Source organism: Blastococcus sp. SYSU DS0541 (assembly GCF_054050875.1).
Genome location: NZ_JBJHAD010000025.1, coordinates 13,371 through 37,606, shown reverse-complemented (window position 1 = coordinate 37,606; position 24,236 = coordinate 13,371). Strand labels below are relative to the sequence as shown.

Annotated in this window: 19 protein-coding genes, 1 tRNA gene and 1 pseudogene; 16 read left to right on the top strand and 5 right to left on the bottom strand. The window is 76.6% G+C overall.

The features are described from left to right. Positions 1 to 236: 236 nt before the first annotated feature. Positions 237 to 788 (bottom strand): histidine phosphatase family protein, encoded by a 552-nt coding sequence (locus tag ACI794_RS19685; RefSeq protein WP_236830529.1) that lies wholly within the window; start codon positions 786 to 788, stop codon positions 237 to 239. 65 nt (positions 789 to 853) lie between these two features. On the opposite strand from ACI794_RS19685, the gene ACI794_RS19680 reads away from it, so the two are divergent. Together ACI794_RS19680 and ACI794_RS19675 are read left to right on the top strand one after the other, a co-directional pair. Then, positions 854 to 1,642 carry an oxidoreductase gene (locus ACI794_RS19680; protein WP_456601163.1) on the top strand — a complete coding sequence of 263 codons (789 nt, stop codon included), beginning with the start codon at positions 854 to 856 and terminating at the stop codon, positions 1,640 to 1,642. A 10-nt stretch (positions 1,643 to 1,652) separates the two neighbouring features. Beyond that, positions 1,653 to 2,621, top strand: coding sequence for an aldo/keto reductase (locus ACI794_RS19675; RefSeq protein WP_456617171.1), 969 nt, complete (start codon positions 1,653 to 1,655; stop codon positions 2,619 to 2,621). A 3-nt stretch (positions 2,622 to 2,624) separates the two neighbouring features. On the opposite strand, the gene ACI794_RS19670 is transcribed toward ACI794_RS19675, so the two are convergent. After that, positions 2,625 to 3,473, bottom strand: a complete 849-nt coding sequence (locus ACI794_RS19670) for an HAD family hydrolase (RefSeq protein ID WP_456601161.1) — start codon at positions 3,471 to 3,473, stop codon at positions 2,625 to 2,627. A gap of 164 nt (positions 3,474 to 3,637) precedes the next feature. Here ACI794_RS19670 and ssd point away from each other — a divergent pair, with 164 nt between their 5' ends. From ssd to ACI794_RS19635, 7 genes and pseudogenes are all read left to right on the top strand, one after another. After that, positions 3,638 to 4,681: a septum site-determining protein Ssd gene (ssd, locus tag ACI794_RS19665; RefSeq protein ID WP_456617170.1), complete on the top strand. Its 1,044-nt coding sequence runs from the start codon at positions 3,638 to 3,640 to the stop codon at positions 4,679 to 4,681. Further along, positions 4,678 to 5,817: a TadA family conjugal transfer-associated ATPase gene (locus tag ACI794_RS19660; RefSeq protein ID WP_456601159.1), complete on the top strand. Its 1,140-nt coding sequence runs from the start codon at positions 4,678 to 4,680 to the stop codon at positions 5,815 to 5,817. Before ssd ends, ACI794_RS19660 begins: the two co-directional genes overlap by 4 nt. Beyond that, entirely contained in the window at positions 5,814 to 6,596 is a 783-nt protein-coding gene (locus tag ACI794_RS19655; protein WP_456617169.1) for a type II secretion system F family protein, read from the top strand. The genes ACI794_RS19660 and ACI794_RS19655 overlap by 4 nt, the downstream gene beginning before the upstream one ends. Continuing rightward, on the top strand, positions 6,593 to 7,318 hold the full coding sequence (locus ACI794_RS19650) for a type II secretion system F family protein (RefSeq protein WP_456601157.1): 726 nt from the start codon (positions 6,593 to 6,595) through the stop codon (positions 7,316 to 7,318). The genes ACI794_RS19655 and ACI794_RS19650 overlap by 4 nt, the downstream gene beginning before the upstream one ends. A 112-nt stretch (positions 7,319 to 7,430) precedes the next feature. Further along, on the top strand, positions 7,431 to 7,697 hold the full coding sequence (locus ACI794_RS19645; protein ID WP_456601156.1) for a DUF4244 domain-containing protein: 267 nt from the start codon (positions 7,431 to 7,433) through the stop codon (positions 7,695 to 7,697). A gap of 2 nt (positions 7,698 to 7,699) precedes the next feature. Further along, positions 7,700 to 8,074 (top strand): TadE family type IV pilus minor pilin, encoded by a 375-nt coding sequence (locus ACI794_RS19640; protein WP_456601155.1) that lies wholly within the window; start codon positions 7,700 to 7,702, stop codon positions 8,072 to 8,074. Further along, positions 8,071 to 8,397: pseudogene (locus tag ACI794_RS19635) on the top strand (Rv3654c family TadE-like protein); the annotation flags it as partial. The gene ACI794_RS19640 and the pseudogene ACI794_RS19635, both read left to right, overlap by 4 nt. A 39-nt stretch (positions 8,398 to 8,436) precedes the next feature. On the opposite strand, the gene ACI794_RS19630 reads toward ACI794_RS19635, so the two are convergent. Beyond that, the gene (locus ACI794_RS19630; RefSeq protein WP_456617168.1) at positions 8,437 to 10,929 is read right to left on the bottom strand and encodes a DEAD/DEAH box helicase; all 2,493 of its coding nucleotides are present in this window, start codon (positions 10,927 to 10,929) and stop codon (positions 8,437 to 8,439) included. Positions 10,930 to 11,139: 210 nt separating this feature from the next. Between ACI794_RS19630 and ACI794_RS19625 the strand changes: the two genes are divergently transcribed. From ACI794_RS19625 to ACI794_RS19615, 3 genes are all read left to right on the top strand, one after another. Further along, a complete protein-coding gene (locus ACI794_RS19625; RefSeq protein WP_456601153.1) occupies positions 11,140 to 13,404 on the top strand; it encodes a sodium-translocating pyrophosphatase in 2,265 nt (754 codons plus the stop codon). A gap of 262 nt (positions 13,405 to 13,666) precedes the next feature. Beyond that, positions 13,667 to 16,540: a type I DNA topoisomerase gene (topA, locus tag ACI794_RS19620; RefSeq protein WP_456617167.1), complete on the top strand. Its 2,874-nt coding sequence runs from the start codon at positions 13,667 to 13,669 to the stop codon at positions 16,538 to 16,540. Next, the gene (locus tag ACI794_RS19615) at positions 16,540 to 17,346 is read left to right on the top strand and encodes a class I SAM-dependent methyltransferase (RefSeq protein ID WP_456617166.1); all 807 of its coding nucleotides are present in this window, start codon (positions 16,540 to 16,542) and stop codon (positions 17,344 to 17,346) included. Before topA ends, ACI794_RS19615 begins: the two co-directional genes overlap by 1 nt. Positions 17,347 to 17,424: 78 nt before the next feature. Here ACI794_RS19615 and ACI794_RS19610 read toward each other — a convergent pair whose 3' ends face one another. Beyond that, positions 17,425 to 18,237, bottom strand: coding sequence for a trans-aconitate 2-methyltransferase (locus ACI794_RS19610; RefSeq protein ID WP_456617165.1), 813 nt, complete (start codon positions 18,235 to 18,237; stop codon positions 17,425 to 17,427). Between the two features lie 248 nt (positions 18,238 to 18,485). On the opposite strand from ACI794_RS19610, the gene tmk reads away from it, so the two are divergent. The 3 genes from tmk to ACI794_RS19595 all read left to right on the top strand — a co-directional run bounded on the left by tmk (position 18,486) and on the right by ACI794_RS19595 (position 22,010). Continuing rightward, positions 18,486 to 20,696: a dTMP kinase gene (gene tmk / locus ACI794_RS19605; RefSeq protein WP_456601149.1), complete on the top strand. Its 2,211-nt coding sequence runs from the start codon at positions 18,486 to 18,488 to the stop codon at positions 20,694 to 20,696. Continuing rightward, a complete protein-coding gene (locus tag ACI794_RS19600; protein ID WP_456601148.1) occupies positions 20,693 to 21,880 on the top strand; it encodes a DNA polymerase III subunit delta' in 1,188 nt (395 codons plus the stop codon). The genes tmk and ACI794_RS19600 overlap by 4 nt, the downstream gene beginning before the upstream one ends. A gap of 57 nt (positions 21,881 to 21,937) precedes the next feature. Further along, a tRNA-Thr gene (locus ACI794_RS19595) sits at positions 21,938 to 22,010 on the top strand. Between the two features lie 192 nt (positions 22,011 to 22,202). Here ACI794_RS19595 and ACI794_RS19590 read toward each other — a convergent pair. Next, the gene (locus ACI794_RS19590; protein WP_456582706.1) at positions 22,203 to 22,697 is read right to left on the bottom strand and encodes an inorganic diphosphatase; all 495 of its coding nucleotides are present in this window, start codon (positions 22,695 to 22,697) and stop codon (positions 22,203 to 22,205) included. A 55-nt stretch (positions 22,698 to 22,752) separates the two neighbouring features. Between ACI794_RS19590 and dacB the strand changes: the two genes are divergently transcribed. Continuing rightward, on the top strand, positions 22,753 to 24,177 hold the full coding sequence (dacB, locus tag ACI794_RS19585) for a D-alanyl-D-alanine carboxypeptidase/D-alanyl-D-alanine endopeptidase (RefSeq protein ID WP_456617164.1): 1,425 nt from the start codon (positions 22,753 to 22,755) through the stop codon (positions 24,175 to 24,177). Positions 24,178 to 24,236 lie beyond the last annotated feature (59 nt).

Below are 24,236 nucleotides of genomic sequence, written 5' to 3'. Positions count from 1 at the left end.
TAGTGTGGCTTGTTGGTGGGGGGGGGGGGGGGCGGGGGGGGGGGCGGGGGGGGCGCGGCGCGCGGCGCCGCCCCCCCCCCCCCCCCCCCCCCCCCCCCCCCACGACCGCGCGCAGGGGCACCGGACGCGGCCGCACGGCCCCCACCTCCGGCGGGGGCATCGGCCGCCTGGTGCAGGGTTTCCTGCGCCGCCGCTGAGCGGGGCGAGGGGGCCCGGCCGCACGGCCGGGCCCCTGCTCACTCGCAGATCTCCAGGCGGGTCACCGTGCCGTTGTGCGGGGTGACCGCCGGCATCGCGTCGGGGCCGAGCCCGGCCGCCACCGCCTGCGCGGCGCGGATGGTGTCGCCGTGGGTCACCAGCGCCACCACGTCGGCCGGGGGCTCGGCGCAGAGCTGGGTCAGGTAGGCGGCCACGCGCGCGTGCAACTCGGCGAGGCTCTCGCCGCCCTCGGCGGACCAGTGGGCGTCGGACCAGTCGACGACGTCCCACAGCTCCCGCGACGGCCGGCCCTCCAGCACCCCGTAGCCCTGCTCGCGCAGCGCCGGCGTCGTGGTGAAGGGCAGGCCCGTGGCGCGGGCGCAGTGCTCGGCGGTCTGCACCGCGCGCAGCAGGTCGCTGGAGAGCAGCACGCCCGGCCGCAGCCGGGCCAGCTCCGCGGCGGCCGCCTCGGCCTGCGTGTGACCCAAGGGGGTCAGCGGCACGTGGGCCACCTGGCCCTGCATGCGCCCGGCCGCGTTCCACTCGCTCTGCCCGTGGCGCACGAGCAGGAGGGTCAACGGTCGGGCCATGGCAAGGAGGCAGCGTAGGGCAGGGGCCCGCGGACCCGCGCGGCCCGCCTCGTACCGTCGTGGTCGTGAGCATCCCCCTGCGTCCCGGCGCGGCCCGTCCCGCGACCGGGGCCGGTGCCCCCGACCCCCTCGCCCCGCTGCTCGAGCTGCCGGGCGTCCGGGACGCCGCCGACGCGGCGCGCGCGGGCGTCGACCGGCTGCTGGGCCACCGGGTGCTGCGCCGGGAGTCCGCGGGCGTGAGCACCGAGTCGGCGCTGCGCGGGGCGCGGGCCTCCGCAGCCCTGGCCGGCGTCGACGTCCCGCTCGCGGAGCTGCGGGCCGGTGGCGTCGACGACCCGGTGGTGCAGGGTGCGCTCCGCGTCTCCGCGGCGCTGGGCTCGATGGTCGAGACCTGGCCGCGGGCCCCCGGGCAGGTGATCGCCCGCCTGCACGTGCTGGCCGCCGCCGACCTCGCCGACCGGGCCGACCTCGGCCGGCCGGCCGCGCACGCCGGCCCCCGGCTGTCCGGCCTGTTCACCCTCGCCACCGGGACCACCACCGTGCCCGCCGTCCTGGTGGCCGCGCTCGTGCACGGCGAGCTGGCGGCGCTGGCCCCGTTCGGCGTGGCCGACGGCGTCGTCGCCCGGGGTGCGGCCCGGCTGACCGGCATCGCCCGCGGGCTGGACCCCAAGGCCGTGTCGGTGCCCGAGGTGGGCTTCGCCGAGCTCGGCAGCGACGCCTACGGCGAGGCGCTCGCCGGCTACGGGACCGGCACCCCCGAGGGGGTGGCCGCGTGGCTGGTGCACTGCTGCCGCGCCACCGAGCACGGGGCGCTGGAGGGCCTGGCCATCTGCGAGAGCCTGCTCCGCGGCTGAGGCTGGGGGCATGCGCACCCTCGACGTCCCGGGGCTCGGCCCCGTCAGCCGCATCGGCCTGGGCACCTGGCAGTTCGGCTCCCGCGAGTGGGGGTACGGCGACAGCTACGCCGACGGCGCTGCCCGCGACATCGTGCGCCGGGCCCGTGAGCTCGGTATCACCCTGTTCGACACCGCCGAGATCTACGGCTTCGGGCGCAGCGAGCGGATCCTCGGCGAGGCGCTGGGGGAGGAGCGCGACCGCGTCGTCGTCGCCAGCAAGATCTTCCCGGTCGCGCCGTTCCCCCGCGTCGTCCGGCAGCGCTGGGCCGGCAGTGCCCGCCGCCTGGGCGTGGAGCGCATCCCGCTCTACCAGGTGCACCAGCCCAACCCGGTGGTCCCCGACACGGTGACGATGCCGGGCCTGCGCGAGCTGCTGGACGAGGAGCGGATCGGCGCGGTCGGCGTCTCGAACTACTCGCTGGACCGCTGGCGGGCGGCGGACGCCGCGCTCGGCGCCCCGGTGGTCGCGAACCAGGTGCAGTTCTCCCTGGCGCACGCCGGCCCGCTGGAGGACCTGGTGCCCTTCGCCGAGCGCGAGGGCCGGCTGGTCATCGCCTACAGCCCGCTCGCGCAGGGGCTGCTCGGCGGGAAGTACTCGGCCGACCACCGGCCCGGGGGCGTGCGCGCGGTCAACCCCCTGTTCGGCACGGAGAACCTGCGCCGGGTCGCGCCGCTGCTCGACGTCCTCCGCCAGGTGTCCGACGCCCACGGCGCGACGCCGGCGCAGGTGGCGCTGGCGTGGCTGGTCGCACAGCCCCGGGTCGTGGTGATCCCCGGTGCCTCCAGCGTCGAGCAGCTGGAGTCCAACGCGGCGGCCGACGAGCTGGAGCTGGCCGGCGACGAGGTGGCGGCGCTGACCGCGGCCGCGCGCGCGTTCACGCCGGTGCCGGGGGTGCGGACCCTCGTGGACGGGCTCCGGGAGCGGTTCGGGCGCTGAGCGTCAGGCGCCGCGGCGGCGCCGCCGGCCGGGCACCGGGGCGGGGCCGTCGGCGGGCAGCAGGCCGGCGCGCACGGCGCGGTGCCGGGCGTACCAGGCCAGCCCGACGACGGCGGCGCCGACGCCCATGGCGGCACCGGTGACCACCGGCGCGGGCGGCACGGAGAACCGGGCGCGCATGCTCACCGGCCGCTCGAAGCGCAGCACCGGCCAGCCGTGCTGGAGCGCTGCCTTGCGCAGCCCGCGGTCGGGGTTGACCGCCGTGGGGTGGCCGACCACGGAGAGCATCGGGAGGTCGGTGATCGAGTCGCTGTAGGCGTAGCAGTCGGCCAGGTCGTAGCCGCCCTCGGCGGCCAGCCGGCGGATCGCCTCGGCCTTGTTCTCGCCGTAGGCGTAGAACTCGATCTCGCCGGTGTAGCGCCCCTCCTCGGTGACCATCCGGGTGGCGACGACGCGGTCGACGCCGAGCATCTCGCCGATCGGCTCGACCATCTCCGCCCCGCTGCTGGAGACGATGACGATCTCCCGGCCGGCGGCGCGGTGCTCCTCGATCAGGTCGGCGGCCTCGGCGTAGACCAGCGGGTCGACGATCTCGTGGAGCGTCTCGCGGACGATCTCGTGCACCGTGCCGGCGTCCCAGCCGGTCACCATCGCGGTGAGCTGGGCGCGGAGCCGCTCCATCTGCTGGGCGTCGGCGCCGGCGAGGGAGAAGACCAACTGCGCGTACGCCGTCTTGAGCACCGCGCGGCGGTTGATCAGCCCGCCGTGGAAGAAGGGGCGGCCGAAGGCCAGCGTGCTGGACTTGGCGATGACCGTCTTGTCGAGGTCGAAGAACGCCGCGGAGCGGGACACGTCAGTCACGGTAGCTGGATCGGCAGGTAGCGCACCGGTGTGGACGGTGTCCACACCCGATGGGGTCATCCACAGTTCCGCTCGCGTTCTGGTGCCGTACGCCGGCCGTCCGATGGGCTCGCCCGGTGCCCGTCCCGACGCCGTCCCGGCCGCCCCGTCCCCTCGTGATCGGCAGCGACGAGGAGCTGCTCGACGAGCTGCTCCGGCTGGTCGCGGCCGCCGGCGCCGAGGCCGAGCTCGCCACCGGTGGCCCCGCCCTGCGGCGCGCCCACCGGGAGGCGCCGCTGGTGCTCGTCGGCGCCGAGGCGCTGGGCGCCGGGGCGCTGCGGGCGCTGCCCCGCAGGCCGGGCGTGGTCGTCGTCGCCACCGCCGAGCTGCCCGCGGCCGGGTGGGCGGCGGCCGTCGAGGCCGGGGCGGAACGGGTCGCGGTGCTCCCCGCCGACGAGGGGTGGCTGCTCTCCCGCTGCGCTGCCGCCGTCCGGGCGCCGGCCGAGCGGGGGGGACTGATCGCGGTGGGCGGGGCCTGCGGTGGCGCGGGCGCCAGCACGGTGGCCGCCGCGGTCGCCCTCGCCGCCCCCGGGGGAGCGGTGCTGGTCGACGCCGACGCCTGGGGCGGCGGGCTCGACCTGCTCCTGGGGGCGGAGCTCGCCGAGGGGCTGCGCTGGCCCGAGCTCTCCGGCCTCCGCGGCGAGGTGGCGGGGGACGCGCTGCTGGCCGCGCTGCCCGGTCTGGGTGGCGTCCACCTCGTCTCGGTGGACCGCCGGGGCGCGGCGCCGATCCCCGACGCCGCGCTGACCGCGGTGGTCGGCGCCGGTCGCGCCACCGGCCGCCCCGTCGTCGTGGACCTGCCCCGCCCCGGGTGCGCCGGCCCGGGGCGCGGGGTGCAGGAGGTGCTGGCCGACGCCGACCTCGCCGTGCTCGTGGTGCCGGCCCGGCTGCGCGCCGCCACGGCCGCCCGGCAGCTGGTCGGGGCCGACGGCTCGCCGTGGTCGGCGGCGCGCCTGGTGGTGCGCACCCAGCCCGGCGGGCTGGCCCCCGGCGACGTCGCCGCGGTGGTGGGCCGGCCGGTGGTGGCCGAGCTGCCGCACGACCGGGGCGCGGTCGCGCGGGCCGAACGGGGCCAGCCGCCGGGCGCCCAGCCCCGGTCGCCGGTCGCCGCCGTCGCCCGGCGGGTGCTCGCGGCGCTGTCCGGGGAGGACGACCGGTGAGCGAGCCGTCGCTGCTGGACCGCGTGCGGGCGCGGCTGGCCGTCACCGAGGAGGTCCCCTCGCAGGCGGGGGTCGCCGCGCTCGTCCGCGCCGAGTCCGGCGGCCTGCTGGGCGACCGCGACGTCCTGCTGGCGGCGCGCGACGCCGTCGACGAGCTGGCCGGGGCCGGGCCGCTGGAGCCGCTGCTGCGGCTGCCCGGGGTCACCGACGTCCTGGTCAACGGGCCCGGCGAGGTGTGGCTGGACCGCGGGGCCGGCCTGGAACGGGCCACTGGTGTCCGCTTCGCCGACGACGACGCGGTGCGCCGCCTGGCGGTGCGGCTGGCCGCGTCGGCCGGCCGCCGACTGGACGACGCCTCGCCGTGGGTCGACGTCGGCCTCCCCGGGGGCACCCGGCTGCACGCGGTCCTCCCGCCGGTGTCCGCCGGCGGCACCTGCCTGTCCCTCCGGGTCCTGCGCCGGTGCGCGCAGGCGCTGGCCGACCTGGAGGCGCGCGGAGCGCTGCCCGGCGAGAGCGCGGCGCTGGTGCGCGCGGTGGTGGCGCGGCGGGCGGCGTTCCTCGTCACCGGCGGGACCGGCTCGGGCAAGACCACCCTGCTCTCGGCGCTGCTGGGCGAGGTCGACCCGGCTGAGCGGCTGGTGCTCTGCGAGGACGCCGCCGAGCTGACCCCACCGCACCCGCACGTCGTGCGGCTGCTCACCCGGCCGCCGAACGTCGAGGGCGCGGGCGCGGTCGGCCTCCGGGACCTCGTGCGGCAGGCGCTGCGGATGCGGCCGGACCGGCTGGTCGTGGGGGAGGTGCGCGGGCCCGAGGTCGTCGACCTGCTGGCCGCGCTGAACACCGGTCACGACGGCGGCTGCGGCACCCTGCACGCCAACCGGGCCACCGAGGTACCGGCGCGCCTGGAGGCCCTCGGGGTGGCGGCCGGGCTGGGGCGCGCGGCGGTGCACAGCCAGACCGCGGCGGCCCTCGACGTCGTGGTGCACCTGCGCCGGACGCCCGGTGGCCGGCGGGTGGCCGAGATCGGGCTGCTGCGCCGGGAGGGGGAGCACGTCGTGGTCGAGCCGGGGTGGCGGGCCGACGGCGGGGCGTGCCCGGCCGGCGACGCGCTCCGACGGCTGCTGGCCGGCCCGTGACCGCGGCGCTCCTGGCCGCGGCCGCCGCGGTGCTGCTGTGGCCCGACGGCCGGGCGGTCGCCCGGCGCCGGCTGCTCCGGACGACCCGGGCCGCGGGGGCCCGGGGCCTCGGGCGGGTGCCGCTGCCGCTCGCCGCCGCGGTGGCCGCGGGCGGCGCGGGCGCGGCTCTCGGCACCCCGCTGGTGGCGGTGCTCGCCGCCGGCTGCGCCGCGCTCGCGGCGGCTGCCCGGCTGACCGGCCGGAGGGCGGCCGAGGACCTCGCGCGCCAGGCCGTGCTCGCCGACGCGCTGGCCGCCGTGGCGGCGGAGCTGCGCGCGGGCCGTGCGCTGGTGGAGGCGGTGCGCACGGCGGCGGCCGACTGCCCCGATCCCGGCTGCGCCGCGGGGCTGCTGCGCGCGGCGCGCGCTCCCTGGCCCGACGCCGCGGCAGGCGGCGACGGAGTGGGCGCGGCCCTGGCCCGGACGTCGGCCGCCATCGCGCTCAGCGCCCGCACCGGGTGCTCGCTCGCCGCGGTGGTCGCCGCGGTCGAGGACGACCTGCGGGCCCGGCTGCGCCGCCGCCGCGAGCTGCTGGTGGCCACCGCCGGCCCCCGCGCCAGCGCCAGGCTGCTGGCCGGCCTCCCCCTGCTCGGCCTGGCGATGGGCAGCGGGGTCGGGGCCGATCCGTGGCACGTGCTCACCCGGACCGGTGCCGGGCAGGGGCTGCTGGTGGCCGGGGTGCTGCTCGAGGTGGCCGGCATCGCCTGGACCGGCCGCCTGGTACGCCGGATCGCGCGGTGAGCGCCGCCCTGCCGGTGCTGCTGCTGGCCGCGGCGCTGGTGGTGTGGGCGCCCGGCGCAGCCGTGGCCGGCCGGCGGGTGCGCCGGCTGACCGCGCCCGGCCCCCCGGTCGCCGGCGCCCGGGATGCCCCGCCCGGGGCACGTCGCTGGCTGCTCGCCGGGGCCGCGGGGCTGGCCGCGGGCCTGCTGCTCGGCGGCGTCGTGGGCGCCTGCGCGGCGGTGGTGGTCACCGGCGCGGGGGAGCGGCTGCTGCGTGCGGCATCCCCCGACCGCGACGCCGGGGAACGGGCGGCCCTCCTGCGGGAGCTACCGGTCGCCTGCGAGCTGCTCGCCGCCTGCCTGGGCGCGGGGCTCCCCCTCTCCGGAGCGCTCGCCGCCGTCGCGGGGGCGGTGCCCGAACCGCTCGGCCGCCGGCTGCACGGCGTCGCGGGGATGCAGCGCATGGGGGCCGAGCCGCGCCGGGCCTGGGCCGGGCAGCCGGCCGAGCTCGACGGCCTGGCCCGCGTGCTGGTGCGGGCGGGGGAGTCCGGCACCGCCGCGGTGCCGGCGCTGCACGCGTTCGCCGAGGAGACCCGGTCCGCGGCGCGCACGGAGGCGCAGGCGGCCGTGCAGCGGGCCGGGGTGTGGGTGCTCGCCCCGCTCGGGCTCTGCTTCCTCCCCGCCTTCGTCTGCCTGGGCGTGGTCCCGCTGGTCCTCGGCATCGCCGGCGACGTCTTCGGCTGATCGTCCACACCCACCGGCGCCGTCCACAGATCGCCCGCGGACCTGGGACCCGTCCCGCCCTGGACGGAGGCTTCGGGCACCGCCCCGCCGGGGCCCGACCGAGAGGACCGCCATGACCGTCGACCAGCCCGCCGACCAGCCCCTTCCCGGCCCCGACCCCGCCCCCGAGGCCGTCGCCGTCCCCGAGCCCGGGCAGCGGCCCGGCCGTCTGGCCCGCCTGCGGAGCCGGGCGGAGGCCGGGATGAGCACCGCCGAGTACGCCGTCGGCACCGTGGCCGCGTGCGCGTTCGCCGCGGTCCTCTACCGGGTCGTCTCCGGCGACAGCGTCGTCACCGGCCTCACCGAGCTGGTCGACGCCGCGCTGGCCACGCTCTCCTGAGCGTGGACCACCCAGCGGCCCGGCGGGCGGAGACCGGGATGGTCACGGCCGAGACCGCGGTCGTGCTGCCGGTCCTGCTGCTGGTGCTCGCCGGCGCCGTCGCCGCGGTCACCGTGGTCGGCGCCCAGTTGCGGTGCGTGGACGCGGCCCGGGAGGGGGCCCGGGCGGCGGCGCGGGGGGAGGACGCCGCGGTCGTCGCCGAGTGGGCGGGCCGGGCCGCGCCGCCCGGCGCCCGCACCGCGATCGCCGCCGGTGGCGACGAGCTCCGGGTCACGGTGGCGGCGGAGGTCCGGCCGCTGGGGCCGCTGCCCTGGCGGGTCACCGTCACGGCGGAGGCCGTGGCGCGGCTGGAGCCGGCCGCGGGGTCCCCCGGATGAGCGGGGAACGGGGATCGGCCAGCGCGTGGGTGCTCGTGCTCTCCGCCGTCCTGGTCGCGGTCACCACCGGGGCGGTGCTGGTCGGCCTGGCCACGGTGGCCCGCCACCGGGCGGCGACGGCGGCCGACCTCGCCGCGCTGGCCGCGGCCGGGCAGGCGGTGCTCGGGGACCCGTCCCCGTGCACCGTGGCCACCGAGGTCGCCCGAGCCAACGGCGCCGTGCTGATCACCTGCCGCGTCGAGCCGGAATCGGTCGTGGCGGTCGAGGTCGGCGTCGCCCTCCGGCTGGGCCGGCTCGGCGTGCACGACGCCGTCGGCCGGGCACGCGCGGGCCCGGTCGCCGCCGGGTCAGAAGACGCCGGATCAGAAGACGAGGCCCTCCTCGGCCGGTCCGGGAACGCCGACGGCCGGCGCGGCGGCGGCCGGCCCGGCGTCGTCCTCGTCGTGGTCGGGGTCGTCCGCCCCCCGCTCGTCCGCGGCGGCCAGCTCGTCGAGCACGACGTCGAGCACCCGGACCGCGCCGGCCTTGTCGAGGGGGTCGTTGCCGTTGCCGCACTTGGGCGACTGCACGCACGAGGGGCAGCCGGCCTCGCACTCGCAGCTGGCGACGGTCGCCCGCGTGGCCTGCAACCACCGGCGCAGCGCCTCGTACCCGCGCTCGCTGAAGCCCGCGCCGCCGGGGTGCCCGTCGTAGACGAACACCGCCGCGGTGCCGGTGTCGGGGTGGACCGCCGTCGACAGCCCGCCGAGGTCCCACCGGTCGCACGTCGCCAGCAGCGGGAGGATGCCGATCGCCGCATGCTCGGCGGCGTGCAGCGAGCCGGGCAGGGCCGCGTCGTCGACCTCGGCCCGCTCCACGGCGCGGTGCTCGAGGGTCAGCCACACCGCCTTGGTGCGCAGCTGGCGCGGCGGCAGGTCCAGCGGGAACTCCGCCAGCACCTCCCCGCTGCCCAGCCGGCGCCGCTGGTAGGCCACCACCTGGTTGGTCACGTCCACGACGCCGGTGTGCGCCGTCACCGTGCCCAGCCGCCGGGTCTGCTCGACCGAGACGATGGACAGGTCGGTCACGTCGCGCGCGACGGTGGTCCAGTCGGGGCTCTCGGGGTGCACGACCGCGCAGGCGTCGTCCACGTCGAACTCGTCGACGACGAAGGTGTCGCCGCGGTGCACGTAGAGCGCGCCCTCGTGCACCGTCGAGTGCGCGGCTCCGCCGTCCACGGTGCCCAGCAGCCGCCCGGTGCCCGCCTCGATGATCGCCACCGGCTCGTCGCCGCTGCCGCGGATGTCGACGTCGGGGCGGCCGCGCCCGGCCCAGTACCAGCCGGCCGGGCGCCGGCGCAGCTGGCCGGCGGCCACGAGCTCCTCCAGTTGCGCCTCGGCCACCGGACCGCCGAAGTCGGCGAGGTCCGCGGGCACCAGGGGGAGCTCGGCCGCGGCGCAGCACAGCTGCGGGCCGAGCACGTAGGGGTTGGCCGGGTCGGTGACGGTGGCCTCGACGGGCCGGCCGAACACCGCCCGCGGGTGGTGGGCCAGGTAGTGGTCCAGCGGGTCGTCGCGGGCGACGAAGACCACCAGCGACTCGCGCTGCGCCCGCCCGGCGCGGCCCGCCTGCTGCCACAGCGAGGCCAGCGTGCCGGGGTAGCCGGCGAGCACCACGGCGTCCAGCCCGGCGATGTCGATGCCGAGCTCGAGGGCGTTGGTGGTCGCCACGCCCAGCAGGGTCCCGGCCGAGAGCGCCCGCTCCAGCTCCCGGCGCTCCTCGGGCAGGTAGCCGCCGCGGTAGGAGTCGACCCGGCCCACCAGGTCCGCGCGGCCGCGGTCGTGCAGCAGCCGTCGGGCCTGCTCGGCCACCGACTCGGCGCTGCGGCGGGAGCGGACGAAGGCCAGCGTGCGCGCGCCGCGCTCGACCAGGTCGGCGAGCAGCCCGGCGGCGTCGGCGGCGGCCGAGCGGCGCAGCGGCGCCCCGTGCTCGCCCGTCCGCTCGGTCAGCGGCGGCTCCCACAGCGCGAAGGTGGCGCCCGGGCGCGGGGAGCCGTCGTCGGTGACGGCGAGGACCTCCTCGCCGACCAGCCGGGTGGCCGCGGCGGCCGGGTCGGCGACGGTGGCCGACGCGAGCACGAACACGGGCTCGGCGCCGTAGCGCCGGCAGATCCGCCGCAGCCTGCGCAGCACGTGGCCGACGTGCGAGCCGAAGACGCCGCGGTAGGCGTGGCACTCGTCGATGACCACGTAGGCGACCCGCCGCAGCGTGCTCGACCAGCGCTGGTGGGCCGGCAGGATCCCGCGGTGCAGCATGTCGGGGTTGGTGACGATCCAGCGCGAGTGCCGCCGGACCCAGTCCCGCTCCTCCGCCGGGGTGTCGCCGTCGTAGGCGGCCGGCCGCACCGACGGGTCGGCGAGCGCCGCCACCGAGGCGAGCTGGTCCCTGGCGAGGGCCTTGGTGGGCGCCAGGTAGAGCACGCAGGCGCGCGGGTCCTCGGCCAGCCTGGTCAGGGCCGGCAACTGGTAGGCCAGCGACTTCCCCGACGCGGTCCCGGTCGCGACGACGACGTGCCGGCCGTCGCGGGCGGCCTGCGCGGCCGCGACCTGGTGCTGCCAGGGGGCCTGCACGCCGCGGGCGACGAGCCGGTCGCGCAGACCCGGCTCCACCCACTCCGGCCAGCCGGCGGTGCGGCTCTCGCGCACCGGCAGGTGGTGGACGTGGGTGACCGGCTGCTCGTCCTCCGCCGTCCCGGCCAGCAGGGCCGCCAGCAGCTCCCCGCCGTTGGGTACCGGGCCGCCCGGCCCCCAGCCGCCCCCGGACCGGTCGTCCGTGCCGGGAGGGGGAGCCGACCGGACCGGGTGGAGCGTGGTCACGCCTCCCACTGTCACACCCGCGTGCAACCTGCCGTCGTCCCCGGGGCCCGCGGACCGGGCGGGACGAGAAGGGGGTCGCGGAAAGTGTGATCTGCCTTACACTTCGCCGCGTTCGTGCTCCGGCGGTCCCGTCGGGGCGTCGCACGCCGACCTGCGCCCCGACCGGGAGCACGGTGCCTCCCGGTCGGGGCGCCGATGCCTGGAGGATCCATGCCCGAGGGTTCGCTGTCCGGCGGGGAGACCGCGCTCGTCGCCGTCGTCCTCGTCATCTCCCTGGCCGCCCTGGTCTTCGCCGCCTACCTGGTCCGCGCGGTCCTCGCCGCCGACCAGGGCACGGAGAAGATGCGGGAGATCGCGCGGGCGGTGCAGGAGGGAGCGGCGGCGTACCTGCGCCGGCAGTTCCGCACCCTCGCGGTCTTCGCCGTCATCGTCTTCGCGGTGCTGCTTGTCCTCCCGGTGGCCGAGGGCGGACTGGGCACGCGGCTGGGCCGGGCGGTGTTCTTCCTCGTCGGCGCGCTGTTCTCGGCGCTGGTGGGCTTCATCGGGATGACCCTGGCCACCCGCGGCAACGTGCGGATGGCCGCGGCGGCACAGGGTGGCGGCTACCGCCCGGCCTTCCGCATCGCGTACCGCACCGGCGGTGTGTGCGGGATGATCACCATCGGGCTGGGCCTCTTCGGTGCGGCCCTGGTGCTGCTGCTCTTCGACGACACCGCGCCGGTGGTCCTGGAGGGCTTCGGCTTCGGCGGTGCGCTGCTCGCGATGTTCATGCGGGTCGGCGGCGGCATCTTCACCAAGGCGGCCGACGTCGGCGCCGACCTGGTCGGCAAGGTGGAGGCCGGCATCCCGGAGGACGATCCGCGCAACGCCGCGACCATCGCCGACAACGTGGGGGACAACGTCGGCGACTGCGCCGGGATGGCCGCCGACCTCTTCGAGTCCTACGCCGTCACGCTCGTCGCCGCGCTGATCCTGGGCCAGGTCTTCTTCGGATCGATCGGCATGGTCTTCCCGCTGGTCGTCGCCGCCATCGGTGTCATCGCCTCGGTCGTGGGCGTCCTGGCCACCAACCCGGGCAAGAACGACCGCAACGGCCTGGCCCCCATCAACCGCGGCTTCTTCGTCTCCGCAGCGGTGTCGCTGCTGCTGGTCGCCGTCGCCTCCTTCACCCTGCTCCCCGGCACCGGTGGAGGCGCCGACCTGCCGGTCAGCCCGCAGGTGCTCGGCTTCGTCGCCGTGCTCGTCGGCGTCGTCCTGGCCGCGGCCATCCAGCAGCTCACGGGCTACTTCACCGAGACCAGCCGCAAGCCCGTCCAGGACGTCGGCCGCAGCTCGCTGACCGGGCCGGCCACCGTGGTCCTGTCCGGCATCTCGCTCGGGCTGGAGTCGGCGGTGTACGCGGCCCTGCTCATCGGCGGCGCGGTCTACGGCGCCTTCCTGATCGGGGGAGGGGCGGCGCTCTACGCCGTCGCGCTCGCCGGCTGCGGGCTGCTCACCACGGCCGGCGTCATCGTCTCGATGGACACCTTCGGCCCGGTGAGCGACAACGCGCAGGGCATCGCCGAGATGTCCGGCGACATCGACGAGGAGGGCGCACGCGTCCTCACCGACCTCGACGCCATCGGGAACACCACCAAGGCGATCACCAAGGGGATCGCGATCGCCACCGCCGTCCTCGCGGCCACGGCGCTCTTCGGGTCCTACAACGCCCAGGTCGCCGTCGCCCTCGACGAGGCCGGCGCCACGCTCGGCGACGCCTTCAGCCTGGTGAACCCGAACAACGTCGTCGGCGCGGTGCTGGGCGCCGCGGTGGTGTTCTTCTTCTCCGGGCTGGCCATCAGCGCGGTGTCCCGGGCGGCCGGGCGGGTGGTGTTCGAGGTGCGCGAGCAGTTCCGCACCCACCCCGGGATCATGACCTTCACCGAGCGCCCCGACTACGGCGCCGTGGTCGACATCTGCACGAAGGACTCGCTGCGCGAGCTGGCCACCCCGGGGCTGCTGGCCGTGCTCGCCCCGGTGGCCGTGGGCTTCGGCCTGGGGATCGGGCCGCTGGCCGCCTACCTCGTCGGCGCGATCGCGGCCGGCACCCTCATGGCGGTGTTCCTCTCCAACTCCGGCGGCGCCTGGGACAACGCCAAGAAGATGGTGGAGGACGGCAGCTACGGCGGGAAGGGCAGCGAGGCCCACGCCGCCACCGTCATCGGCGACACCGTCGGCGACCCGTTCAAGGACACCGCCGGCCCCGCGATCAACCCGCTGATCAAGGTGATGAACCTGGTTGCGCTGCTCATCGCGCCCGCGGTGGTCGCCCTGTCGGTGGGCGAGGACGCCAACACCCCGGTGCGGGTCGCGATCGCGCTCGGCGCCGTGGCGGTGGTCGTGGCCGCGGTCGTCGTCTCCAAGCGCCGCTCGATCGTCGTCGGTGGGGCAGCGGCGAGCCCGACCGGCTCCGAGCTCACCACCAGCGCTCCGTGAGCGGCGCCTGACCCCTTGGCGGTACGCCGTCTTCCACCTGCGGGAACACCGCCGCACCATCCACGTTGGTCGGGGTGGCGGCACGCCCACGGACAGGTCGCGCCCGGCGCACCGGCGCCGGCGTGGCCTACCGTGGCCCGCCGAGGGGCGTCCGCGGTGGCGCCCGCCCGGTCCCGGACCCCCCGGGGCCGGCGTACCGGGTCGCCCGGCCCGGACCAGCGCGCCGCATCCGCACCACCCCAGCACCACCGACAGGAGTCCCGTGCCCACGAAGACCACGCAGCCCGGCACCGAGAGCGAGCCCACGACGGACGACGCCGCCAAGGCGCCCACCCGCCGGGGCTCGGCCGCGCCCGGCGGCCGGCCGCTGGTCATCGTCGAGTCGCCGACCAAGGCCAACAAGATCGCCGGCTACCTGGGCAGCGGCTACGTCGTCGAGGCCAGCGTCGGCCACATCCGCGACCTCCCGCGCAACGCCGCCGACGTGCCGGCCGAGCACAAGGGCGCGGCCTGGGCCCGGCTCGGCGTCGACGTGGACAACTCCTTCGAGCCGCTCTACGTGGTCAGCCCCGACCGCAAGCAGCAGGTGACCCGGCTCAAGCAGCTGGTCAAGAACGCCAGCGAGATCTACCTGGCCACGGATGAGGACCGCGAGGGCGAGGCCATCGCCTGGCACCTGATCGACACCCTCAAGCCGCGCGTCCCGGTGCGCCGGATGGTCTTCCACGAGATCACCCCCGAGGCGATCGCCCGCGCCGTGGCCAACCCGCGCGACCTGGACACGCACCTGGTCGACGCCCAGGAGACCCGCCGCATCCTCGACCGGCTCTACGGCTACGAGGTCAGCCCGGTCCTCTGGAAGAAGGTGCTGCCCAAGCTGTCGGCCGGACGCGTCCAGTCCGTGGCCACCCGCATCGTCGTCGAGCGCGAGCGGGAGCGGATGGCGTTCACCTCGGCGGACTACTGGTCGCTGGAAGGCACCTTCGCCGTCGCCGGCCAGCGCACCGGCGCCGACGCCGGCGAGCCCACCACCGTCCGCGCGAAGCTGGTCAGCGTCGACGACAGCCGGGTCGCCACCGGCAAGGACTTCGACGCCGCCACCGGGCGGGTCACCGGCGACGTCGTCCACCTCGACGAGGCCGGTGCCCGAGGTCTGGCCGCGCGGCTCGAGGGGCGCCAGGTCAGCGTCAGCCGGGTCGACGAGAAGCCCTACCGCCGTCGCCCCTACGCGCCGTTCACCACCTCGACGCTGCAGATGGAGGCCGGTCGCAAGCTGGGCTGGTCCTCGGCGCAGGTCATGCGGGTCGCGCAGCGGCTGTACGAGAACGGCCACATCACCTACATGCGGACCGACTCGACGAACCTGTCGAACGAGGCGATCAACGCGGCCCGCTCCCAGGCCCGCGAGCTGTACGGCGACGCCTACGTCCCGGCCGAGGCACGGCGCTACGCGAAGAAGTCCAAGGGCGCCCAGGAGGCGCACGAGGCCATCCGCCCCGCCGGCGACAGCTTCCGGACCCCCGGCCAGCTCGCCGCCGGCCTGGCGCGGGACGAGTTCCGGCTCTACGAGCTGATCTGGCAGCGCACCGTCGCCTCCCAGATGGCCGACGCGGTCGGGCAGACCGTCAGCGTCCGGCTGGCCGGCCGCAGCACCACGGACGAGGCGGTCGAGTTCACCGCCAGCGGCCGCACGATCACCTTCCCCGGCTTCCTCCGGGCCTACGTCGAGTCCCGCGACGAGGGCGCGGCCAAGGACGGCGACGAGGACCACGGCAGCGACGACGCCGAGAGCCGGCTGCCCCGCCTGGAGCGCGGCCAGCAGCTGGCCACCCGGTCGCTGGACGCCAAGGGGCACACCACGCAGCCGCCGTCCCGCTACACCGAGCCCAGCCTGGTCGCCCGGCTGGAGGAGCTGGGCATCGGCCGGCCCTCGACCTTCGCGTCGATCATGCAGACGATCCAGGACCGCGGGTACGTCTGGAAGAAGGGCAACGCCCTCGTCCCGTCGTTCGTCGCCTTCGCCGTGGTGAACCTGCTGGAGCAGTACTTCGCCCAGCTCGTCGACTACGACTTCACCGCGTCGCTGGAGGAGGAGCTCGACGAGATCGCCGGCGGCACCCTCCAGCGGGTCACCTGGCTGACCGAGTTCTACTTCGGCGGTGAGGGCCGGCACGCCGGCGCGATCGCGCAGTCCGGTGGCCTCAAGCACGTCATCGGCCAGCGGCTCGAGGAGATCGATGCCCGCGGCATCAACTCCATCCCGCTGCGCGCCACCGACGAGGCCGGCCGGCCGGTCGTCGTCCGCGTCGGCCGCTACGGCCCGTACCTGCAGGTCGACGGCGAGGAGGGCGCGCGGGTCAGCATCCCCGAGGACCTCGCGCCCGACGAGCTGACCACCGAGAAGGTCCGCGAACTGCTGGCCGCGCCGTCGAGCGACCGGGAGCTGGGCACCGACCCGGAGTCGGGCCACCCGGTGGTGGTGAAGGCCGGCCGCTACGGCCCCTACGTCACCACCGTCGTCCCCGAGGGCAGCAAGGAGTCGCCGCGCACGGCGAGCCTGTTCTCGTCGATGTCCCCGGAGACGGTGACGATCGAGGACGCGCTGAAGCTGCTCACCCTGCCGCGCACCGTGGGCACCGCGCCCGACGGCGAGGAGATCCAGGCGCTGAACGGCCGCTACGGGCCATACCTCAAGAAGGGCACCGACTCCCGCTCGCTGGACGGCGAGGAGAAGCTCTTCACCACCACGCTGGAGGAGGCGCTGGCGATCTTCGCGCAGCCCAAGCAGCGTGGCCGGGCGGCCGCCAAGCCCCCGCTCAAGGAGCTCGGGCCCGACCCGGTCACGCAGGGCCAGGTCACCGTCCGCGAGGGCCGGTTCGGCCCCTACGTGACCGACGGCGAGACCAACGCCAGCCTGCGCAAGGACGACGACGTCGAGTCGATCACCATCGAGCGGGCCGCGGAGCTGCTGGCCGACCGCCGCGCCCGCGGGCCGGCGACCAAGAAGAAGGCCGCCAAGAAGACCACGGCCAAGAAGACAACGGCCAAGAAGACGGCGGCCAAGAAGACCACCGCGAAGAAGGCGACCCCCAAGAAGACGGCGAAGCAGGCCGCGGACCCGGTCTCGGCCGGCTGATGGAGGACCCCGTCCCCCTCCCCCCGCGCGAGTTCGGGGCGAGGCTCCGGACGGGGCCGGAGGACGTCGCGCTGCAGGCCCGGGCGCGCTCCTTCGGGGGAGTCGCGGGGAGCTATGCCGCGCTGCGGCCGACCTACCCGGCCGACGCCGTGGCGTTCCTGGTCGGCCGGCGGCCGCTGGAGGTGCTGGACCTCGGCGCGGGCACGGGCCTGCTCACCGAGGTGGTGCTCGGCCTCGGGCACCGCGCCCGGGCGGTGGATCCTTCTCCGGAGATGCTGGCCGAGCTGCGCAGCCGCCGGCCGGGGATCGCCTCCGCGGTGGGCACCGCCGAGGCGATCCCCGTGCAGGACGCCTCGGTCGACGCGGTGGTGGCGGGTCAGGCCGCGCACTGGTTCGACCCGGGCCCGGCCGCCCGCGAGCTGCGCCGGGTGCTGCGCCCCGGCGGAGTGCTCGGGCTGGTCTGGAACACCCGCGACGAGCGCGTGCCCTGGGTCGCCGCGCTCGGTGAGGTCGTCTCCGACGAAGCCCGCGGGCACGAGGCCGACCGGCGCGTCGTCGACCGCTTCGCCGCGGAGCTCGGGGCCGACGTACAGGTCGTGGAGTCGGCGGTCGTGCAGCGCGTGACCCCCGAGGACGTCGTCGGCGGCATCGCCACCCGCAGCTACGTGGCTGTCATGGACGACGCCCGGCGCGAGGAGTTCCTCTCCGCCGTCCGGGGGCTGCTGGCCGGGCACCCGGACACGCGCGGCCGCACCGAGCTCGAGCTCCCCTACCGGACCCACGCCTACCGGCTCACCCCGCGCTGAGGTCGCTGCTCGTCGATCTGCGCCGGTGCCCAGGTCGGGGCGCCGGACCCGAGCACCCGCGCCGCGACCTCTACGGCATCAGGACGGGCGGGTGCCGACGGCGAAGACCCGCCGGAAGGGCAGCAGCGTGGTGCCGTCGGGGCGCTGCGGGTAGGCCTGCCGCAGGGCGGCGGCGTAGGCGTCGGTGAACGCGGTCGCGGCGGCGTCGTCCAGCCGGGCGAGCACCGGGCGCAGCACCGTCGAGCGCACCCAGGTCAGCACCGCGTCGGACCCGGTCAGCACGTGCAGGTACGTGGTCTCCCAGACGTCGGGCAGGAGGCCGGCGGCAGTGAGCACCTCGGCGTACCCGGCGGGCTCGAGGACGGTGTCGGCCCGCGGCGCGACGTCGGCGGTGCGGTCGGCCCACTCCGGGCTCCGGCACAGGTCGGCGAGCAGCGCGTGGGTGGGGGCACGGAAGTTGCCCGGCACCTGCACGGCCAGCCAGCCGCCCGCGGGGAGGGCCGCGGCCCAGCGCGCCATCAGCTCCGGGTGCCCGGGCACCCAGTGCAGGACGGCGTTGCTGACGACCACGTCCACCGGGCCGGAGGGCGCCCAGTCGCGCACGTCGCCGAGGCGGAACTGCACGCCGTGCCCGGTGGCGGCCTCGGCGGCGGCGAGCATCTCGGGGGAGGAGTCGACACCGGTGATGCCGGCCCCGGGCCAGCGCCGGGCCAGCGAGGCGGTCAGCGAGCCCTCGCCGCAGCCCAGGTCGACGACGCTCCGCGGGGCCTCGGCGCCCACCCGCGCGAGGAGGTCGACGAAGGGCCGCGCCCGCTCGCCGGCGAAGCGCAGGTAGGCGTCGGGCCGCCATGCACCGGCCGCGCCGCCCGCCGAGACCGCTGTCCCCGTCACCGGCCGCACCCTAGTCCGCGGCGTGGACGTCGGTGGGACCGTGCGGATCAGTTCGACCCGACCGGGCAGGAAGGAGCCGGAATCGTCACGGCCGACCGGTACCGTTGCCCCGCTGGGGCCCGCTCCGTCCCGGTGCCCTCCGACCTTGGGAGCCCGCGATTCCGGTCGAGCCGACGCCCCCGGTACCCCCGTCCGACGGGGCTGCCGGTGCTGCCCCGGGCGACGGTCTGCCGCCCGCCGGCACGCCGGTGCCGCCGTCGGCGGGGCCGCCGCTCACCGAGGTCGCCGAGGACGGCGGACCGTCGGGTGCGTCCGCCTCGGGCGCGGACGGCTCCGGCGCGGTGGGCACCGCGGCCAAGATCCGCGCGGTGCTGCGGGTGCGCGACTTCCGCAAGCTCTGGCTGTCGACGCTGCTGTCGAGCTTCGGCGACTGGCTGGGCCTGCTCGCCATCACCGTGACGGCGACGCTGACCTTCGACGACTACGCCGCGCAGAACTTCGCGCTGGCCGGCGTCCTGCTGTTCCGGCTGCTCCCGGCCATCGTGCTCGGCCCGGTCGCCGGTGCCTTCGCCGACCGGTTCGACCGGCGCAAGACGATGGTGGTCACCGACATCTTCCGCTTCGGGCTGTTCGCCTCGATCCCGATCGTCGACAACCTGATCTGGCTGTTCATCGCCCAGTTCGTCATCGAGGCCTTCAGCCTGTTCTGGATCCCGGCCAAGGACGCCGCCGTCCCGAACATGCTCCGCAAGGACCAGCTGGAGGCGGCCAACCAGCTCTCGCTGGTCACCACCTACGGGTTGACGCCGGTGATCGCGGCCATCGTCTTCGCGGTGCTCACCAGCGTGGGCGGCCAGGTCAGCACCCTGCTGCCCGGGGTGAACGAGGTGGACCTCGCCCTCTACCTGAACGCCCTCACGTTCCTGGTCGCCGCCGTGGTCATCTGGAACCTGCCGTCCATCAGCGGCCGCCGCGCCGCGGGTGAGGTCGTCGGCCAGCAGGAGAGCTTCCTGGGCTCGCTGGTGAAGGGCTTCTCCTTCGCCGGCCACACCCGGCTCGTCCGGGGCCTCGTCGTGGGCATCACCGGGGCGTTCGTGGCGGCGGGCGCGATCATCGCCACCGGCCAGGCCTACGTCGAGGTGCTCGGCGGCGGGGAGGCGGCCTACGGGCTGCTGTTCGGGGCGGTCTTCATCGGCCTGGGGCTCGGTATCGGGATCGGCCCGAGCGTCGCCCGGGACCTGGCCCGGGAGCGGATCTTCGGGGTGGCGATCGTCGGCGCCGGCATCGTGGTGCTGCTGCTGTCCTGGTCCTTCGCGCTGTGGATCTCGCTGCTGCTCGTGGTCCTCATGGGCTTCTTCGCCGGCATGGCCTTCCTGGCCGGCATCACCCTGATCGGCACCGAGGTGGAGGACGAGATCCGGGGCCGCACGTTCGCCATCGTGCAGTCCCTCGTGCGGGCGTCGCTGATCGTCTCCCTCGCCCTGGTGCCGATCGGGGTGGGCCTGATCGGGCGGCAGGAACTGGACCTCGGCGCCTTCGCGCTGCCGCTCTCCGGCGAGCGGATCATGCTGTTCGCGGCCGGGCTGCTCGCCGTGGGCGTCGGGTTGGCGGCCTACCGGCAGATGGACGACGGCCGTCCGGTGCCGCTCCTCGCCGACGTCGTCACCGCGCTGCGCCGCGACACCACGGCCCGGCGACGGCTGGCCGGAGGCGGGGTGCTCATCGCCTTCGAGGGCGGGGAGGGCGCCGGCAAGTCCACCCAGGTGCGCCGGCTGCAGGAGTGGCTCAGCGACGAGGGGCTGACGGCCCGGGCCTCCTTCGAGCCCGGCGCGACCCCACCAGGCGCGGGCATCCGCTCCATCGTGCTCGACCGGGCCCAGGTGGGCATCGCGCCGCGGACGGAGGCGCTCCTCTACGCCGCCGACCGCGCGCAGCACGTGCACGAGGTGCTGCGGCCCGCGCTCGACGCCGGCGAGGTCGTCATCACCGACCGCTTCATCGACAGCTCGCTGGCCTACCAGGGGGCCGGGCGCACCATCCCGCTCGACGACGTCCGCATGCTCTCCCGCTGGGCCGCGCAGGGGCTGCGCCCCGACCTGACCATCCTGCTGGACCTCCCGCCGGAGGTGGGGCTGGCCCGCGCCCGCGGCCGGGCCGCCGCCGACCGGCTGGAGTCGGAGTCGCTGGAGTTCCACCAGCGCGTGCGGCGGACCTTCCAGGAGCTCGCCGAGGCCGATCCCGACCGATACCTGGTGCTCGACGCGCGGCGATCGCCGGACGAGCTCGCGGCGGCCATCCGGGTGCGGGTGGCCGAGCTGCTCTCCGGCCTGCCCCTGCAGACCCCCGCCGCGCCGGCCGCGAGCCCGCAGGCCGAGCCGGAGCTCCGGGACGACCGGGTCGAGCCCGCGTCCCGCCACCCGCACGCCCAGACCGGCGCCACGCCGCAGCTGCACCCGTGACGGCCCCGGTGGTGGCGCCCGACGAGGGCGTCTGGACGCAGGTGATCGGGCAGCCGGCGGTGGTGGCGGAGCTGAGGGCGGCGATCGCCGACCCGACCGCGATGACGCACGCCTGGCTGTTCACGGGCCCGCCCGGTTCGGGCCGTTCGGTGGCTGCCCGGGCCTTCGCCGCGGCGCTGCAGTGCCCCGCGGGCGGCGACGGCACCTGCCACGCCTGCCGCACGGTGCTCACCGGCACGCACGCCGACGTGCACGTCATCGTGCCCGACGGGCTCTCCATCGGTGTGCTCGAGGCGCGCGAGTTGGTGCGGGTGGCGGGGCGGGCGCCGTCCCAGGGGCGCTGGCAGATGATCATCGTCGAGGACGCCGACCGGATGAGCGAGGCGGCCGCGAACGCCGTGCTCAAGATGATCGAGGAGCCGCCGCCGCGGACGGTGGTGATGCTCTGCGCGCCGAGCCTGCACCCGGACGACGTGCCGGTCACGATCCGGTCCCGCTGCCGGGTGGTCGCGCTGCGCACCCCGACGGTGGACGCGATCGCCGAGGTGCTGGTCCGGCGCGACGGCGTCGACGCGGCGCTCGCCGCCTGGTCGGCGGCCGCCTCGGGCGGGCACGTCGGCCGGGCCCGGCGGCTGGCCCGCGACGAGGAGGCGCGGATGACGCGCAAGGCCGTGCTGGACGTCCCGCTCCGGCTGGTCTCGCTCGCCGCCTGCCTCGACGCCGCCGACGACCTCGTCGGTTCGGCCAAGGAGGAGACCGAGGCCGCTACCGGGGCGCTCGACGGCGCCGAGACGGAGGCGCTGAAGACGAGCCTGGGCATGGGTGCGCGGGGGCCGGGCGTCGTCGCGGCCAGCCGGGGCGGTGCCGGCCAGCTCAAGGAGCTCGAGCGCCGGCAGAAGTCCCGGGCCACCCGGATCGGGCGGGATTCGCTCGACCGGGCCCTGGTGGACCTGGCGGGGCTCTACCGGGACGCGCTGGTCCTCGACTCCGCACCTGCGGAGCAGCTCCCGCTCAACCACCCGGACCGCCGCGCCGACGCCGAGGAGCTGGCGCGCCGGATCGGCGCCGAGGGAGCGCTGCGCCGCATAGACGCGATCCTGGCCTGCCGTGAAGCGCTGGAGCAGAACGTGAAGCCCCAGGTGGCCGTGGAGGCGCTCACCGTCGCGCTGCGCCTGCCCTCCTGACACCCCGGCCCCTGCGCGGAGGGGCGGGAGCGGTGTCGTAGGCTGTGCGGGCAGTTCGCCGCCTTAGCTCAGTCGGTAGAGCATCTCACTCGTAATGAGAAGGTCGTCGGTTCGATTCCGACAGGCGGCTCGCACGCAGCACGGGCCCGTCCACCCGGACGGGCCCGTGCTCGTTCGGAGCGCACACACGGCCCCACCCGGTCGCGGGGTCGGCTGACGGCGGCACGCCCCTCAGGGGTGTGCCGCCGTCGGTGCGTCCGGCGCGAGAAGACGGCCCTCCTGCAGGGCCCGCCGCGAGCGGTGGGGGCAGGAGGGTCCTTCCTCAGTGGTGCGCCGAGCTGTTCTTGGCGCGCTCGATCGAAGCCAGGATCTCGGCCTCCGCGGCCTCGCGGCCGACCCACTCGGCACCCTCGACCGACTTGCCCGGCTCGAGGTCCTTGTAGGTCTCGAAGAAGTGCTGGATCTCGAGGCGGTCGAACTCCGACACGTCCTCGATCTCCTTGAGGTGCGCCACCCGCGGATCCGTCGCCGGCACGCAGAGGACCTTGTCGTCCCCTCCCGCCTCGTCGGTCATGCGGAACATGCCGATGGCCCGGCACGTGACCAGGCACCCGGGGAACGTCGGCTCCTCGAGGATCACCAGGGCATCCAGCGGGTCGCCGTCCTGCCCCAGGGTGTTCTCGATGTAGCCGTAGTCCGCCGGGTAGCGGGTGGAGGTGAACAGCATCCGGTCCAAGCGGATGCGTCCGGTCTCATGGTCCAGCTCGTACTTGTTCCGCTGGCCCTTCGGGATTTCTACCGTCACGTCGAACTGCACGAACGTAGTGTGGCCCACGGGGGCTGGTCCGGTCGGCGGAGCCCCCCTGTAGGGGGTGGGCACCATCTCGTCGAGCGGCTCGACGATCGTCACGGCCAACTACGGCCGCTTCCGGCGGCGCGTCACGATCGGCATCGTCGCGCTCGTGCTGCTGCTCGCCGGCGGTGGCGTCGGTCTGGGCGTCGTCCTGGGTCCCGACGCCGGTGCCGGGGGTGACGCCGTGGCCGTCCCCGACGCCGTGCTGCCCGACCTCGGTGCGGCCGATCCGGTGCTGGCCGGGCTGTCCTCGGACGCCCCCGTGCCCGACCCCGCCGTGCTGGAGGCCGCGCTCACCCCGCTGGTCACCGGGCCCCCGCTGGGTCCGGGGACGACGGCCCAGGTGGTCGACGTCGCCACCGGTGCGGTCCTCTACGACCGGGACGCCGGGGCACCGCTGACGCCCGCCTCCACCGCGAAACTGCTCACCGCCACCGCCGCGCTCACCACTCTCGACCCGGCCGAGACGTTCCAGACCCGCGTGGTCGCCGGCTCCGTTCCCGGCGAGGTGGTGCTCGTCGGCGGCGGCGACCCGACGCTGTCGCGCACCGAACCGTCGCTGACCTACCCCGGCGCCCCGACGATGGCCGACCTCGCCACCCAGGTGGTCGCCGCGCTCCCCGCGGGCACCGCCGTCTCCCGCGTGGTGGTCGACAGCTCGCTGTTCAGCGGCCCGCTGACCGCCAGCGGCTGGGGGCCCGGTGACGCGCCCTCCAGCTACGCCGCGCCGATCACCGCGACCGCCGTCGACGGCGCCCGGGTGAGCCCGGGGGCGACCGCGCGCAGCGGGCAGCCCGGGCTGGACGCGGGCGTCGCCCTCGCCGACGCCCTCGGCGCCCCCGGCGCCGCCGTGGTCCTCGGCCAGGCCCCCGCCGGCGCGCGCACCCTCGGCACCGTGGAGTCCGCGCCGGTCGCCCGCCTGGTCGAGCAGGCGCTGTCCCTGTCCGACAACGTGCTCGCCGAGGCGCTGGCCCGGCACGTGGCGCTGTCCCGCGGGGAGCCGGCCACCTTCGAGGGAGCCGCGCAGGCCGTCCTCGCGGCGCTGGACGAGGCCGGGCTCGACGTCACCGGGGTCACCCTGGCCGACGGCAGCGGCCTGTCCCGCGAGGACGTCGTCACCGCCGAGCTGCTCACCGCCCTGGTCGCCGGCGCCGCCGACGGCAGCCTCGGCGACGCCGCGGGCCTGCTGACCGGTCTGCCGGTCGCCGGCTACGACGGCACGCTCGCCGACCGCGGCGACGACGACCCGGCGACCGCGCCCGGCACGGTGCGCGCGAAGACCGGCACCCTTCTGGGCGTCAATGCCCTGGCCGGCACCGTGGTGACCGCGGACGGCCGGCTGCTGGCCTTCGCCGTGGTGGCCGACGAGGCGACCGGCAGCGAGGTGGCCGCGGAGGCGGCGCTCGACGACTTCGCCGCGACCCTCGCCGCCTGCGGCTGTTGAAGGACCCATCCTCCTCACCGCTCGCAGGCTCGCGGTGAGCGTCTGGACCAGGCCGGAGG